Source organism: Ancylomarina subtilis (assembly GCF_004217115.1).
In the GTDB taxonomy this organism is placed as follows: domain Bacteria; phylum Bacteroidota; class Bacteroidia; order Bacteroidales; family Marinifilaceae; genus Ancylomarina; species Ancylomarina subtilis.
Genome location: NZ_SHKN01000001.1, coordinates 2,035,380 through 2,051,373 on the forward strand (window position 1 = coordinate 2,035,380; position 15,994 = coordinate 2,051,373).

At 37.1% G+C, this 15,994-nt stretch carries 11 protein-coding genes; 10 read left to right on the forward strand and 1 reads right to left on the reverse strand.

Features of this window, described 5'->3' with window-relative positions; all coding sequences use genetic code 11:
- The 4 genes from EV201_RS08305 to EV201_RS08320 all read left to right on the forward strand — a co-directional run bounded on the left by EV201_RS08305 (position 1) and on the right by EV201_RS08320 (position 6,637).
- Entirely contained in the window at positions 1 to 2,157 is a 2,157-nt protein-coding gene (locus EV201_RS08305; RefSeq protein ID WP_130307124.1) for a TonB-dependent receptor, read from the forward strand.
- Positions 2,158 to 2,231: 74 nt separating this feature from the next.
- Positions 2,232 to 3,728, forward strand: coding sequence for a S8 family peptidase (locus EV201_RS08310; protein ID WP_130307125.1), 1,497 nt, complete (start codon positions 2,232 to 2,234; stop codon positions 3,726 to 3,728).
- Between the two features lie 159 nt (positions 3,729 to 3,887).
- Positions 3,888 to 4,253, forward strand: coding sequence for a hypothetical protein (locus EV201_RS08315; protein ID WP_130307126.1), 366 nt, complete (start codon positions 3,888 to 3,890; stop codon positions 4,251 to 4,253).
- A 227-nt stretch (positions 4,254 to 4,480) separates the two neighbouring features.
- On the forward strand, positions 4,481 to 6,637 hold the full coding sequence (locus EV201_RS08320) for an elongation factor G (RefSeq protein ID WP_130307127.1): 2,157 nt from the start codon (positions 4,481 to 4,483) through the stop codon (positions 6,635 to 6,637).
- A gap of 76 nt (positions 6,638 to 6,713) precedes the next feature.
- On the opposite strand, the gene EV201_RS08325 is transcribed toward EV201_RS08320, so the two are convergent.
- On the reverse strand, positions 6,714 to 8,063 hold the full coding sequence (locus tag EV201_RS08325; RefSeq protein ID WP_130307128.1) for a T9SS type B sorting domain-containing protein: 1,350 nt from the start codon (positions 8,061 to 8,063) through the stop codon (positions 6,714 to 6,716).
- Between the two features lie 186 nt (positions 8,064 to 8,249).
- On the opposite strand from EV201_RS08325, the gene EV201_RS08330 reads away from it, so the two are divergent.
- The 6 genes from EV201_RS08330 to dnaJ all read left to right on the forward strand — a co-directional run bounded on the left by EV201_RS08330 (position 8,250) and on the right by dnaJ (position 15,831).
- Positions 8,250 to 10,565, forward strand: coding sequence for an ATP-dependent helicase (locus EV201_RS08330; protein WP_130307129.1), 2,316 nt, complete (start codon positions 8,250 to 8,252; stop codon positions 10,563 to 10,565).
- Between the two features lie 362 nt (positions 10,566 to 10,927).
- Complete coding sequence (locus EV201_RS08335; RefSeq protein ID WP_130307130.1) at positions 10,928 to 11,545, forward strand: DUF4290 domain-containing protein; 618 nt, start codon at positions 10,928 to 10,930, stop codon at positions 11,543 to 11,545.
- 238 nt (positions 11,546 to 11,783) lie between these two features.
- Entirely contained in the window at positions 11,784 to 13,094 is a 1,311-nt protein-coding gene (murA, locus tag EV201_RS08340) for a UDP-N-acetylglucosamine 1-carboxyvinyltransferase (protein ID WP_130307131.1), read from the forward strand.
- 107 nt (positions 13,095 to 13,201) lie between these two features.
- Entirely contained in the window at positions 13,202 to 13,738 is a 537-nt protein-coding gene (locus tag EV201_RS08345) for a TlpA family protein disulfide reductase (RefSeq protein ID WP_130307132.1), read from the forward strand.
- Positions 13,739 to 14,071: 333 nt separating this feature from the next.
- The gene (locus tag EV201_RS08350) at positions 14,072 to 14,656 is read left to right on the forward strand and encodes a nucleotide exchange factor GrpE (protein ID WP_130307133.1); all 585 of its coding nucleotides are present in this window, start codon (positions 14,072 to 14,074) and stop codon (positions 14,654 to 14,656) included.
- A 26-nt stretch (positions 14,657 to 14,682) separates the two neighbouring features.
- Positions 14,683 to 15,831, forward strand: a complete 1,149-nt coding sequence (dnaJ, locus tag EV201_RS08355) for a molecular chaperone DnaJ (RefSeq protein WP_130307134.1) — start codon at positions 14,683 to 14,685, stop codon at positions 15,829 to 15,831.
- The last annotated feature ends 163 nt before the right edge of the window (positions 15,832 to 15,994 follow it).

Here is a 15,994-nt window from a genome sequence, read left to right on the forward strand (position 1 = left end):
ATGAGACTAACCTGGCTTCTTATTTTCTTATTTACAAGCGCAAGTCTTTGGGGACAAAAACAGCTTACGGGAATAGTGATAGATCAAAACCAAAAACCTGTCTTCGCAGCCAATGTCTATTGGAAACAGCACCCTCAACTGGGTGTTGTTACCGATTTTGACGGTAAATTTAGCATCCTCTTGCCCACACAACAAAATCCCAAACAACTTCTAGTCTCTTTTATTGGTTTTAAAACCCAGGTTATTACCTGGAATGAAATCAAACAACAGGAAAAAATCGTCATTCAATTAAAAGAAGAAAATCGTCAACTCAAAACCATTAATGTTACTGCAAAAGATCCTATTTCTCAAAAATTCTCTGTAATAAGGATGGAAAAAATAGATGTGTATCTTAGTCCTGTAGCCAGTGGAGACCCGCTAAAGGCCATCACATTTTTGCCCTCATCAACAAACACTGATGAAATGGCTAACCCTGCCTTAAGAGGAAGCAGTTCGGATAAGAGTCGAGTAATCTTAAATGGTGTACCCATCTTAAAACCTGTACGCAACAGTCAGATCAATGGGATGGGTAATTTTAGTTTGTTTAACACTGAAATTATACACAAACAATACGTATATGCCAGTAACCCGCCACTAAACTATGGCAATACCAGTGCCGGATTGGTTGAGATAGAAACGGTACAAAAACTTGATCAAAATTCATCTCAAATATCCACATCACTTGCAAGTCTGGGATTTTTCATATCAAAAAAACTGAAAAAAGAATCTCTTATTCAACTGTATGGTAATTGGCAATTCGACGATGCTTTTCTGAATGTTAACAAGCACAGTTTAGATTTATTGAAAGATTTTAAAAGTAAGGATGCAGGTCTGAATTTGAGACTGAAACTACATGACAATTTATGTCTGAATTCATTCAATTACCTTATTGATGAGCAATTTAATGTTTTGGATTATATGTATGGTTATCAGGGTAAATCTATCGCTGATAATCTTAGATTAATCTCCATAACGAATTTACATTACACAACAAACAATGGCTTATTAAGCCTCAATTTAGGATTGGATGCAGCAAAAAACAAATATCATTTTGCTAATCTATTTTCAAGGGGACTAAACAAAACAATTTATATTTCTGCCAATTATAAATGGTCAACAAAAAACAGACATAAATTTCAGTTTGGTCTTAGTGAAGAATACAAATACGATAGATTTCATGACAGTATCCCACTTAACTATTATAATGTAAAAACCGAAGCACCCAACTATTATCAAAAAACAAACCTGAACAATCACAACACTGAAGGCTATATCTATTGGAATTACGAACTAGCATCGAATTTCAGTTTAAGTACAGCTGCACGAATCAACCTTCCCACCAGCAAACAAAATTTCTATTGGAGCGGACAAATTTCCATGCGATACAATTTGAATAAAGATCAATCTTTTTTACTGAGTGGCGGACAATACCACAATTACAATACACCAAATTACTATCAGCGAGATTATGCCCTAAACCGAAGCTATCAAGTGGCTATCGATTACGACTATAAGCTTGAACGCAGCAATTACCATTTGGCTCTTTACTGTAAAAAAGAACATGGGGATTGGAAAGATGAAAACTACCACAATTTTAAAGATGTCAGGATAGCTGGTCTGGAATTTAGCACGAATCACTTCTTTGGGCCTTACCTGAATTTCTCATTATCAAACACGCTGCTAAAACAAGATATTCAGAATGCAAACCAATGGTATCCTGGCAGTCAGAGTCTTGATTATTTCACAAAAATATCTCTGAGTTTTAACCACCCCGGATTATTAAATCTAAGTGCCACCTGGATTGCCAGACCCGGCCTGCGCTACACTCCATTAAAGGAAGTCTTGCATAATCCAGCAACTGATACATGGCAACCTGTACTCAGCGAAGATATTAATAACAAACGTTACGCAAGCTACAATAATCTGAGTGTCAATACGAGCCGCATTTTACAACTGGGGAAAGTATCACTCATAGCCTTTGCGTCAATCACAAATTTACTCAACAAGAAGAACCAGAATACCAAACAATACAATACGGATTATTCATCTTCAGAATTTAATTACTACGAAAAACGGATCTATTATTTTGGCCTAATATGGCAATTAAAAGGCAGATAAGACAGAAACCAATTCCCCCTTGATACAACCATTTGCAATTATAAATACCCATTATTTTATCAAAAAAAACAATTATGAAAAAACTAAATTTCTTATTACTCTTAGGCTTTGCCATATTGATATGCTCGTGCACAAAAGAGGAAATAAACGATATTAAAACAGATCAAAAGAAACAAACGCCTTTAAGTAAATCTAAAATTGATAATGAGATCAGTCGTATCCTTAAAGAAAAAGGAAGTTTTAATTGGTCAGAAGTAAGTGATCTGATGTTGTGGAGTGCGGTACTAAACAGCGATAGCATTGTTAGCATCGGTTATGGCAATAAAGCTTTTGATATCAGTCCTGAAGACAAGACGCATCTATCCAAAGCAGATATCATTACACAGATATCAAACTCGGCAGAATACACCCGAAGATTAAAAAAAGGGCAAAAGACCCTTATCCTCGAAAATAAAACCCTCAATGTAATAGATGTAAAAACATCAAGTTTGGAGATGATAAGCAGCTTAAGAAATAAACCTGATGTGAGGTATATTGAACCAGCAGGTTATAGTTACTTTCCTGAGAATAAAATGAAAAGTTCTAGTGGTTGCGGACAAACCGGAGAAACCATTAACCCCGATGACTACCAACTTATCGCGCCCAACTGTTATGTATCATGGGCTTATAGTATTAATAATATTCCAGCGGCTTGGGAAACCAGTACCGGCAAAGGAGTAACAGTTGCAGTCATTGACACAGGCGTTTCAGAGAATCAACCCTTATTGGGCAACAGTTTCAATAACGGTTATTCTTCGGGCAGAACCATTGAGAAATTCGGGACCTATATTGATTCCTGGAATATCTGGTCTAACAATTACGATGGTGTAAACGATAAATGCAGCCATGGCACATCCATGTCAGCCAATATTGCCAGCCCCAGAAATGATCAGGGTATGCCAGTGGGTGTCGCCTATAATTGCAACCTGATTGTCTACCGAGCAACCTCTGATGTTTTCCTCGATGATTACCACGAACAAGCTGGCGTCGCCGAAGCACTCATAGCACTAGCCAACCGACCCGATGTTAAAATCATTTCAATGTCTATTGGGCACTATTTTACAATTGGAAAAATTGAGGATGCAATTAAATATGCTTATTCAAAAGATAAATTGATTTTTGCAGCAGCAGGCACCTCTTTGGAATATACAACCTGGGCAGGAGTTATTTTCCCTGCAAACATGAATGAAACGGTTGCTATTACTGGTGTGACCGATGCATCGAACTATCAACATGGTGCTTTCAACCATTATGGGGCAGAAGTCGATTTTACTGTCATCATGGAACGATATGATGACAAAACAAGAACATCACCAACAACAGGTTTCAACAAAGGCGAGATTCAATATATTGGAGGTTCGTCAATTGCAACATCTATGACAGCTGGTATTGCAGCTTTGGTATGGGAGAAATACCCCAACTATACAAGAGCACAAATCCTGGAAAAACTTAAGCAGGCTGCCGAGCTTTATCCCAATAGAGATGCAAACTATGGCTACGGTAATATCGATGCTTACAAAGCTGTCAATTAAATAAATTTTAATTACAATTAAAACCATCGGATCTAAAAAGGGGTGAAAATCAATAAATTTGATTTTTGCCCTTTTTAATTTGAAACAAGAAGCCACATGATATTTTCAGAATCATTAAAATAAATCTACTTTTAAGATTTACAAAATTCAGATCAATATATGATACAAAACAAAGATTACATTCTTCAACTGATCGAAGCAGCAGGAAAAGCGGTTGCTAAAATGATCGGTTTTAAAGAAGACGGTGAATATTCACAGGCTTTGGAGACATTGAATGAATGTTACACAGAACACTTTGACTCAATACATATTGAAAGTGAAACCAATGCCATAAAACTTGATCTGTATGGCAATCTACTGAAAGAAGAAGCTGAAATAAATCTAGAACTAGGCTATACTGATGTTGCACGAAACTTATTTCAAAAAGCATTAGAAACTCTAAATCGAGCAGAAATCGAAAGTAAAACCTTCGACCTAAAAAGAAACGATCTAATCGAGGAAATACGATCCGCTCTGAAAAAATAACTTAGAATAAAAACAAATTACAAATCCTATTTTGATTGGAATCATTCGTGACAAGACGAAGCTTAGATCTCTTCGAGCAACAATCAAAAGACAAACTAAACATCTCATCATCAGCTATTGGAATTAAAAGAAATGTTCGCTAAATTGGTAGACCCATAAGTTCAGAAAGGCAAATTAACCCTAGTTTGCTGATCGAAATATTTTTTAACCCAATAAAAATTTCGAGTATGAAAGTTTATCAATCTAATGAAATTAAAAACATCGCTCTCATTGGCAATGCCGGCTCGGGCAAGACAACCCTTGCCGAAGCAATGTTATTCGAAGGCGGTGTTATTAGTAGACGCGGAAACGTGGATGACAATAACACCGTTTCTGATTATAATCCCGTAGAGCATGAACATGGAAGTTCTGTTTTTTCTACCATCTTATACACAGAATGGTTAGGAAAGAAAATCAATTTCATCGACACGCCGGGTGCCGACGATTTTTCAGGAGGTGTTATATCTGCCTTAAATGTTGTTGATACGGGTTTGATGCTTATCAATGCGCAACATGGTGTTGAAGTTGGAACTGAAATCCTTGGTCGTAGAGCTACAAAGCGAAATACACCTTTAATTTTTGTCGTAAACCATCTTGATCACGAGAAAGCTAATTTTGATCAATGTATTGAATCGGCAAAAGTTAGCTTTGGAAACAAAGTCGCTATTGTTCAGTACCCCGTAAATGCAGGTCTTGGTTTCGATGCAGTGGTTGATGTATTGAAAATGAAAATGTATCAATGGGGCCCTGATGGTGGGAAACCTGAAATTTTGGACATTCCTGATTCGGAGATTGATAAAGCCAACGAACTACATAACGAATTGGTTGAAGCAGCTGCTGAAAACGACGAGGCATTAATGGAGCTTTATTTCGAAAAAGGGAGTTTGACTGAGGACGAGATGAGAGAAGGAATGAAAAAAGGAATGATTGCCTGCGATCTTTATCCTGTTTTCTGTGTTTCTGCTAAAAAGGATATGGGCGTTAGACGTCTAATGGAATTCATCGGCAATATTGTGCCATATGTGACTGAGATGCCTGCTATACCAACCGTAAGCGGACGTGAAGCAAAATGCGATTCCAATGCTCCAACGTCTTTATTTGTGTTTAAAACATCCATTGAACCTCATATTGGCGAGGTCAACTATTTTAAAGTTATTTCCGGAAAGATTAAAGAGGGCGATGACCTAACAAATATTAACAACGGCACTAAAGAACGCCTTTCACAACTATATGTTGTAGCTGGTCGAAATCGCGAAAAAGTAAATGAATTGGTTGCTGGTGATATTGGTGCTACAGTAAAGTTAAAGAATACCAAAAACAACCATACCTTAAATTGTAAGGATTGCGACTTTGTATATAAGGATATTGAATTTCCTGAACCCAAATACAGAACAGCTGTCAACGCATTGGATGAATCTGACGATGAGCGTTTGGGTGAATTGCTTCATCGCATGCACGAAGAAGATCCAACCATATTGATTGAATACTCGAAAGAACTAAAACAAATCATACTTCATGGTCAGGGCGAATTCCATTTAAATACATTAAAATGGAGATTGAAACATAACGATAAAATGGAAATCGAATTTAAATCGCCTAAAATCCCCTATCGCGAAACCATAACCAAACAAGCTGCCGCAGATTATCGTCATAAGAAACAATCTGGAGGCTCCGGTCAGTTTGGAGAGGTTCATATGATTATAGAACCCTACTACGAAGGCATTCCTGACCCAACTTCGTTTAAAGTTGATGGAAAAGAATTTAAAGTCAATTTAAGAGGTACAGAAATCGTAGACCTTCCATGGGGAGGTAAGTTGGTTTTCTGTAACTGTATCGTTGGTGGTGTCATCGACACGCGTTTCCTTCCTGCTATCATGAAAGGAATTATGGAAAAGATGGATGAAGGCCCATTGACAGGTTCCTATGCCCGTGATATTCGGGTATCTGTTTACGATGGTAAAATGCATGCGGTGGATTCGAATGAAATTTCGTTCCGACTTGCAGGGCGCCATGCCTTTAGTCAAGCCTTTAAAAATGCAGCGCCAAAAATTCTTGAACCCATTTATAATATCGAGATTTTGGTTCCAGAGGATAGAATGGGTGATGTCATGAGTGACCTACAAACTCGCCGAGCTATGATTATGGGAATGGAAGCTGAAAAAGGATTCCAGAAAATTATAGCTAAGGTTCCACTTAAAGAAATGGACCGTTATTCAACATCCTTAAGTTCTCTTACTGGTGGACGAGCTCAATTCTCAATGAAATTTGCTGAGTACGAAAAAGTACCTAATGATGTTCAACAAGAACTATTAGCTGCTTACGAAGAAGAGGTCGCCGAAGCCTAATCAAATAACTAAGAAAGCCGATAGATTCAAATGAGTCTATCGGCTTTAATTATGCCTTCAAACGTTAATCGGTTTGCTATTTATCGTGTAATAGGGTCAAAGCTCCTCTTTTGGTATAATGCTTGCCGTTCTCTTCACGACCTTCTGCTTCTATCACATAAAAGTAAGTCCCTGGTGTAGCCAACTTCCCATTAATCTTCCCATTCCATCCTTTACTACTTAATCTATTCGTTAAACCAGGTGAAACATCTGATTCTTGAAATTCATAAACAAGTCGCCCCCATCTGTTAAATATCTTGGCTGAATAAGATTTCACGGAATACAACCTCAAACGAAATACTTCATTGGCCCCATCACCATTAGGAGTAAAAACATTAGGAACCTCGAAAATAGACCCCTCAACAACAATATTGCTTGACGTAAACACATCCACACAATTCATTGAATCATCATTATTCCTTGCAATCAATTTCACAAAATATTCTCCCGGATGAAGATAGGTGTAAGTTTCACTTATTCCCGTTTTGATATCTGTCAACAAACTATCCTGAGTAGGTACTGGACCATCGATTCGGGTTGTATCCTGATAGTAGTACCATTCATATTCTGCCCTATCATTTAAATTTTTGATCTCGAAATTCACATTTAATGGTGCTTCACCCAAAGCTGGTGTAAATGTAAAATTAGCATCAACCGCATAGGTTTTTGACTTAATTGCCGATGAAGTATACTCAAAACCACATTCATCAATCACGGTCATTGTAAAATCGTCTTCACCCTCAAAAGCACTATCATCAATAAAACTTTTAGTCGTTCCATCGTAAATTGCAAAAGTAGGACGTTGAATCTCGATTCCATTTCGTTGAAACGAAAAAACCAATTTCGTTGAAAGATCAAGTGGATTCGAAGATGGAAAATCTGAATATTGATATTTTGTTGCTGAATAGGATGATGAAAAATGAACGCCAACACAATCCATATCCGTTTTTGTGAAATTGGGTTGATTGGTGCCTTTCAAATGATTAATGACCCAAGCCTGATATTCTCTCACAACAGCATCTTTTTCAATCGTCACATGATACAAACCATCTTCCAAATCATTCACCTGCGATTCAGAAACACCATTTTCAATATGAAATGGAGCCTCGAAAGATGTACTTGCACTATTCCATTTAGTCCAGGTAAAATCCCAACCAGAAATTCCATCTGGCGAAACAGCCTTCAACTCACCCACACTTGAAGCAAATTCATCACTAAACACAAAAATATCATCTTGTGTACCACTGGTATATTCGGTTGTTGAACTATAACTCGCACTTGGTGACGAAATCTGAGCCAATAAATCGGTAGAACATAAAATCAATCCGCATAATAGTCCAAATAACAATCGGTATTTCAATGAATTCGAGAAACCTTTAGTTTGCATATCTTTTTATTTATTTTTGATAAAGCTTGATTTACAATATTAAAAAAATAATGTCGCATTTATAATACTTATAAGCGGATTTATAAATTGAAAAGAGATATTTGCTCAAATATTTGTGTGACTCAATTTGCAATTTGTACTTTTGGGCTAGTATTTTTAGAATCGAAAATTAGAGTAAAAGAGCATATGGATTATTTAAATGACCTAAACCCGGTACAACGTGAAGCGGTTGAAAAAACGGAAGGCCCATCGCTGGTTATTGCGGGTGCTGGTTCAGGAAAAACTCGTGTATTAACCTACCGAATTGCTCACCTTTTGAATAAGGGCGTGCGCCCGTATACCATATTGGCTCTGACCTTTACCAACAAAGCCGCTCGGGAAATGAAAGAGCGTATTGGACATATTGTTGGATCTGAACAAGCACAAAGTCTTTGGATGGGGACATTCCACTCCACCTTTGCGAAAATACTTCGTTACGAAGCTGAGTATTTGGGGTTCGATTCGAACTTCACTATTTACGATACACAAGACTCCAAAAACCTACTTCGTAGTATCATTAAAGAAATGAAACTGGATGATAAGGTTTACAAGGCCAATGATGTTTTAAACCGAATTTCGTCGGCAAAAAACAATCTGGTTACAGCAATGGCCTATGCACAAAATTCTGCCGCACAGGAAATCGATGCCGCAAATCGCAGACCATTAACGGCTGAAATATATAAGCGATACAGTCACCGTTGCCGTCAGGCCAATGCCATGGATTTTGATGACTTGCTTTTGCAAACCAACATCCTATTTAAAAATTCACCAGATGTGTTGGCAAAATATCAGGCAAAATTTAAATACATCTTAGTTGATGAGTATCAGGATACCAACTATTCACAATATCTAATTGTAAAAAGATTGGCTGAACAACATAAAAACGTCAGTGTGGTTGGAGATGATGCCCAAAGTATTTATTCTTTTCGGGGTGCTAAAATCGAGAATATCCTTAATTTCAGAAACGATTATCCCAGTTATCAGCTCTTCAAGCTTGAACAAAACTATCGTTCAACAAAGGTTATTGTAAATGCGGCCAATTCTGTCATCAAAAAAAATAAGGGACAAATCCAGAAAGAATCCTTTTCTGAAAAAGAGGGCGGTGAAAATATAAAAGTTATCAAGGCGATGACTGACCACGAGGAAGGTTATATGATTGCCAATGATATTTTTGAAACAAAGATGCGAAATCGCCTGAAGTTTGAAGATTTTGCCATTCTGTACAGAACCAATGCCCAATCCAGAATTTTTGAGGAGTCGCTGAGAAAGATGAATATGCCTTACAAAATTTATGGTGGCCTGTCTTTTTATCAACGCAAAGAAATTAAAGACTTACTCTCGTATTTCAGGATGGCGGTGAATCCGAATGACGAAGAGGCGATTAAACGTGTGATTAATTATCCTAAAAGAGGTATTGGAGCAACAACCATTGGAAAACTTCAGGAAGCCGCGGCCAGCACTGGACAAAGTATGTGGAATATCATTTGTGGTTTAAATGAACGCCCTTATGGTTTAAATGCCGGAACAATCAGTAAGCTGATGAAATTCGCGAACTTGATTAATGGCTTTGCTATGAAGATTGAACACGAGACAGCTTTTGAATTGGCAAGCCGGGTTTCTTCCGAAACCGGAATTATTAAAGAACTCTATAACGACAGATCACCTGAAGGCGTTTCCCGTCATGAAAATATTCAGGAACTACTCAATGCAATTCAGGATTTCACACAAATTGCTTTGGAAGAAGATCGCGAAAATAAACTGGCTAATTATTTAGAAGATGTAGCCTTACTGACCGATCATGACAATGAAAAAGATGAAGATCGAAATAAAGTAACTATGATGACCATTCACTCATCAAAGGGTCTTGAGTTTCCTTATCTGTACGTGGTAGGAATGGAAGAAGAATTATTCCCTTCAAAATTATCAACAACCTCACCTCATGAATTGGAAGAAGAAAGACGTTTGTTTTATGTGGCTCTAACCCGAGCTCAAGACAGGGTATCTTTGTCTTTTGCCAAAGCTCGCTACAAATGGGGAGATATGAGTTACCCTCGTCCAAGTCGTTTTATAAAAGAGATTGATCCGCAGTATGTCGATTTTGCTTACGAACAAGAACCTGAATTTTCAGGATTCGGTACAAGAATATCCGAAAGCGATAGCAGTCACGAGCGGATGGAGAACAGAACGCGCTTTCAACAAAAGAAAAAGCCCGAAATGCGACCTAAACTATCACAAACGGCACCAAGAATCAGAACAGCCAACCATACTGAATCCAATGGTAAGTTTGAAGCATCAGATGCCAGTACAATTCAAGCTGGTATGCAAATAGAGCATCAACGCTTTGGCAAGGGGAAAGTACTCCATTTAGAAGGTGAATCTCCCAATATTAAGGCAACCGTATTCTTCCAAAATGTGGGGCAGAAACAATTGCTATTAAAGTTTGCCAAATTAAAAATCGTTTAATTTAAGTCCGGAAATACCTAAATAGATGTTCTAACGCACGTTCCATTTGCTTTGAAAGAAGAAATGCTGTACATTTGCATTGAGTTCTAAGTAATTCCGTGAATAAACTCACCATAGCGGTTACCATTTCATTATCGACAATAACTTCAACTTAAGATAATAATGACTCAGAACTCAAATATTAACTGATCTTTTCGTTTTTTTTAGTAATATTGTGTACTTCAAAACACGTCTGGAAATCGATAATATTTCAAGGTGATTATTAAAGTTTAGACTTGTTGAAAAAACATCAACAAGTTTTCCCACAAAATAAGTGATAACTGAATACAACACATCACAGTTAAAACACAACAAGAGATTAAATGGATTATAATTCGAATAGGGAAAAATTATTACTCCCTGAATATGGCAGAAACGTTCAGATGATGGTGGACTTTGCCATGAAAATTGAGGATAGAGACGAAAGAAATAAGGCTGCAAAAACGATCATTTCTATCATGGGTAACATGTACCCTCACCTTAGAGATGTTAGTGATTTCAGACACAAACTTTGGGATCATCTCGCAATCATGACTGATTTCAAATTCGACATCGATTCGCCCTACGAATTACCTACAAAAGAAAAATTGGCCGAAAAGCCTGAAGTCCTTCCATACAATAATCATAGAATCAGATTCCGCCACTATGGTAAGATCATTGAATCTATGGTGAAAAAAGCGATCGAAATTGAAGATGAGAAAGAGCAAAATGCTTTAATTATGATGATTGCCAATCATATGAAAAAATCATATGCAAATTGGAATAAGGAAGGTGTCAATGATGAGAAAATCTTTAAAGACATCGTTGATTTGTCAAAAGGAAAACTTACAATTCCTGAAAATCTTAAATTGAGAGAAACTCACGATAAAGATTTCCAAACCAAGAATAAAAAGAAAAGTTATCACAAAAATGATAATCGAAAATTCACTAAGAAGAAATAATTCTTAATGATATAGACTGCATATTAAAAACCGGATGATTTCCGGTTTTTTTGTGTCAAAATTTGAAACGCATCTTTTCTGAATTTACAGTTTTTTAACTTCACTATTAAAGGTCCTTTTCATTATCTTTAAGCGAGTATTTAGAATACAATAGATCTGTTAATGAATTGTTCTATATCAAATTTACAATCTGAATACTGACCCAATCATTCCGTTATAAAACCTAATGATCAATTAAATGAGCACATTCGAAATAACTGGTGGCACAACACTAAAGGGGGAATTACACCCACAAGGAGCAAAAAATGAGGCTTTACAAATTCTATGCGCCACTCTCCTAACATCTGAAAAAATCAGAATTCATAATATCCCAAACATACTTGATGTTAACCGACTCATTGAGCTGTTGGCTTCACTGGGAGTCAGTGTAACTCAGGAGACAAAAAACACCTATTGTTTCGAAGCTAAGAATATCGATCTTGAATATTTGAATTCAGATGAGTTTGCAAAAAAGGGCTCTTCTCTTCGAGGTTCAATCATGATAATTGGCCCGCTACTGGCTCGTTTCGGCAAAGCCTATATTCCTAAGCCTGGAGGAGATAAAATCGGGCGTCGTCGATTAGATACACACTTTATCGGCTTTCAAAAACTAGGAGCCGATTTTAAATACAAACAAGGCGATAAATTCTATCGTCTTGAAGCGCCCAAATTAAAAGGGACATACATGCTGCTTGATGAAGCATCAGTAACTGGTACAGCCAACATCATCATGGCTGCTGTGCTTGCCGAAGGAACAACAACAATTTATAATGCTGCCTGTGAACCTTACATTCAGCAACTATGTAAGATGCTGAATTCTATGGGAGCAAAAATCACAGGTATCGGCTCCAACCTGCTTTATGTCGAAGGCGTTAAATCCCTTTCGGGTTGTGAGCATCGTATCCTTCCTGATATGATTGAGATTGGTAGTTTCATCGGCCTGGCTGCGATGACAAAATCAGAAATTACCATCAAAAATGTGGCCTATAAAGAACTGGGTGTTATCCCCGATACATTTAAGAAACTGGGTATCAAACTCGAAATTATTGGCGATGACATCTACATTCCCAAACAAGAAAGTTATACCATCGAAAATTTTATGGATGGTTCTATTTTAACCATTGCTGATGCTCCTTGGCCTGGATTGACACCTGACCTTTTAAGCATTATTCTTGTCGTGGCAACACAAGCCAAAGGAAGTGTTCTTATTCATCAGAAAATGTTTGAATCCCGTCTTTTCTTTACCGATAAACTGATTGATATGGGAGCACAAATTATTCTTTGCGATCCGCACAGAGCAACCGTTATTGGTTTGAATCAGGAAAACAGACTCAGAGCAACCAAAATGGTTTCCCCCGATATACGTGCGGGAGTTTCCCTGTTAATTGCTGCACTTTCAGCTGAAGGAACAAGTACCATTCAAAATATCGATCAGATAGACAGAGGCTACGAAAACATTGACCTTAGACTAAATGCGATAGGGGCTAAAATTAAACGAATTGACAATTAACTATTTATTAACAGTCTAAATAAAGTTTATTAACTAGTTTTAAATTCATACACAAATTATGAAGAACTTGAACAGATAAAATCTTCATAAACAAAAAACAGATTATTATGAAAAAATTAAATCTAGGTATACTCATAACATTACTGGTTATTTCTTTTTCAACACTTGCTGGTGAAAAGGGGAAAGACGTTAAAGAAGGTTTAAATATTGGGGATAAAATCCCTGAAATATCAGCTAAATCTCCGGATGGCAAAGTCATCAATCTAAGTGATCTTAAAGGTAAACTGGTACTTGTTGATTTTTGGGCATCGTGGTGTGGCCCTTGTCGTGACGAAAACCCTTGGGTGGTATCCGTATACAACAAATTTAGAGACCAGGAATTTAAAAATGGAACCGGGTTTACCGTTTTTAGTTTTTCTTTAGATAAAAAGATCACTAGCTGGAAAAACGCCATTAAAAAAGATGAATTGATCTGGGAAAATCACGCCAGTGAACTAAAAGGATGGTATTCACCAACGGCACAAAAATTTCAAATTAACTCTATTCCTTCAAACTTCTTAATCGACGAAAATGGCACTATCGTGGCTAAAGATTTAAGAGGCGAAAAACTAGAATTGGTTTTGCAACATTACTTAAAAAAATAGATTGCAAATTCTTTAAAATACAGAAGGAGTTGTTCTAAAAAGAACAGCTCCTTTTTTTTGTATTGCAAAAACGCTATGTCCTGACATCAATCTGATTAAACAGATCTTGTCATGAAAAATTGCCATTAATTTCTTCAAAAATCTGTAAACTTAACCGACAAGTTTTATCTTTGTGCCAATTTGTCGGAAACGAGGGCATTGGCAAACTATTTGTAAACTGTTGCCTGTAATTTTAACAACAGTCCAAAACGGAGTCATCCGTATGAAAGACTAAATGCAAATTAGGAATCACAAATCCAGAGCCAACTGGTAATTCATTAGAAAAACACAGAAATGACAAAAGATAAAAGCAAGTTAGACAAGGAAGATTTGGAAGTAAAAGATACAGTTACTCCTGAAACTGAAGAGAAAGTCGCTGAAAAAGAAGAAAAGACTGATAAAAAGAAGTCTAAAAAAGAGACGAAAGCTGACGAGATTGAGGAACTTGGAACAAAACTTCAAGAAATTACGGATAAATACATGAGATTATCGGCAGAATTCGATAATTACCGTAAACGTACTTTGAAGGAGAAAATGGAACTTACCAAATCAGCTGGTGAAAAGATTTTATTAAATGTTCTTCCTGTAATGGATAACTTCGAACGTGCCCTTAAATCGGTAGATGAATCAAACGATATTGATGGCATCAAAGAAGGAATTCACCTAATATACACCAACTTCAAAGATTTCATGACCCAACAAGGGGTGAAAGAGATTGAAGCAAATAATCTTGATTTCGATACAGATGTGCACGAGGCTATTACTAAAATCCCTGCTCCTAGTGAGGATTTAAAAGGTAAGGTTGTTGATTGTATTGAAAAAGGATATTTCCTTAACGATAAGGTGATACGCTTTTCGAAAGTAGTCGTTGGAGAATAATTTTAAACAAACAAATCTGAATTAAGATGTCGAAAAGAGATTACTACGAAGTACTAGGTGTATCAAAAGATGCTACAGGTCCAGAGTTAAAGAAAGCTTACCGTAAAAAAGCAATACAATACCACCCAGATAAAAACCCTGATAATAAAGAAGCTGAAGAAAAATTTAAGGAAGCTGCTGAGGCTTATGAGGTTTTGAGTAATGATCAAAAACGACAACGTTACGATCAGTTTGGACACGCTGGTATGAGCGGTGCTGCTGGAGGTGGCTTCGGCGGTGGCGGCATGAATATGGAAGATATCTTTTCTCATTTTGGTGATATTTTCGGCGGCGGCTCTTTCTTTGGTGGATTCGGTGGTGGCGGACGCAGCTCGCAACGAGTCAACCGTGGAAGCAACTTAAGAGTAAAAGTCAAACTAACTCTTCAAGAAATCGCTAACGGTGTTGAAAAGAAAATCAAGGTTAAGAAACATGTTGAGTGTAAGGATTGTAACGGATCCGGAGCTGAAGGAGGTTCTTCACACTCTACTTGTACACAATGTAATGGTAGCGGACAAGTCACTCGTATTCAAAATACCATCTTGGGACAAATGCAAACCAGTGCGGTTTGTCCATCCTGTAATGGCGAAGGTAAAATCATTACGCACAAATGTAAATCATGTGCAGGTGAAGGAATCGTAAAGGACGACGAAGTAATCACAATTAATATCCCGGCAGGTGTTGCCGAAGGCATGCAACTATCCGTAAGTGGTCGTGGTAATGCTGCGCGTCGCGGGGGTGTGAATGGTGATTTGTTAATTCTGGTTCACGAAGAAGAACATCCGGAGCTTATCCGCGATGAAAATGATCTGTTATATAACCTTTTCATCAGTGTTCCGGATTCAATTTTAGGAACAGCCGTTGAAATTCCAACGATAGAAAATAAAGTCAAAGTAAAAATTGATGGTGGCACACAACCTGGCAAAATTCTTCGCCTACGCGGAAAAGGTTTACCCGATATCAATGGTTACGGTCGTGGCGATTTATTGGTTAAAATAAATGTTTGGGTTCCTAACAAAGTAAGTAAAGACGAACAAAAGCTACTGGAAAAACTTCAAGCTTCAGAATCGTTCAAACCCAATCCAAGTTCACAAGAAAAAAGCTTCTTCAAAAAAGTGAGAAACTTCTTTGAATAGACAATATATCTAAGTGTGAATCCTCCAGAACAATCTGGGGGATTTTTTTTGTCTTGATTTTTAAAGACATCATCCATTTCATTTGCCTTTATATCGATTTTCTAGTAAACAGTTGTAACTTTTCGGTATTTTGTACACTAATTAATAAACAGAGAAATAATTA

What these genes read in the sequence shown, in the direction of transcription:
- EV201_RS08345 (WP_130307132.1), top strand. Translation starts at nt 13,202, where the DNA reads ATGAAAAAATTAAATCTAGGTATACTCATAACATTACTGGTTATTTCT.
- EV201_RS08305 (WP_130307124.1), top strand. Translation starts at nt 1, where the DNA reads ATGAGACTAACCTGGCTTCTTATTTTCTTATTTACAAGCGCAAGTCTT.
- dnaJ (WP_130307134.1), top strand. Translation starts at nt 14,683, where the DNA reads ATGTCGAAAAGAGATTACTACGAAGTACTAGGTGTATCAAAAGATGCT.
- murA (WP_130307131.1), top strand. Translation starts at nt 11,784, where the DNA reads ATGAGCACATTCGAAATAACTGGTGGCACAACACTAAAGGGGGAATTA.
- EV201_RS08350 (WP_130307133.1), top strand. Translation starts at nt 14,072, where the DNA reads ATGACAAAAGATAAAAGCAAGTTAGACAAGGAAGATTTGGAAGTAAAA.
- EV201_RS08325 (WP_130307128.1), bottom strand. Translation starts at nt 8,063, where the DNA reads ATGCAAACTAAAGGTTTCTCGAATTCATTGAAATACCGATTGTTATTT.
- EV201_RS08335 (WP_130307130.1), top strand. Translation starts at nt 10,928, where the DNA reads ATGGATTATAATTCGAATAGGGAAAAATTATTACTCCCTGAATATGGC.
- EV201_RS08320 (WP_130307127.1), top strand. Translation starts at nt 4,481, where the DNA reads ATGAAAGTTTATCAATCTAATGAAATTAAAAACATCGCTCTCATTGGC.
- EV201_RS08315 (WP_130307126.1), top strand. Translation starts at nt 3,888, where the DNA reads ATGATACAAAACAAAGATTACATTCTTCAACTGATCGAAGCAGCAGGA.
- EV201_RS08330 (WP_130307129.1), top strand. Translation starts at nt 8,250, where the DNA reads ATGGATTATTTAAATGACCTAAACCCGGTACAACGTGAAGCGGTTGAA.
- EV201_RS08310 (WP_130307125.1), top strand. Translation starts at nt 2,232, where the DNA reads ATGAAAAAACTAAATTTCTTATTACTCTTAGGCTTTGCCATATTGATA.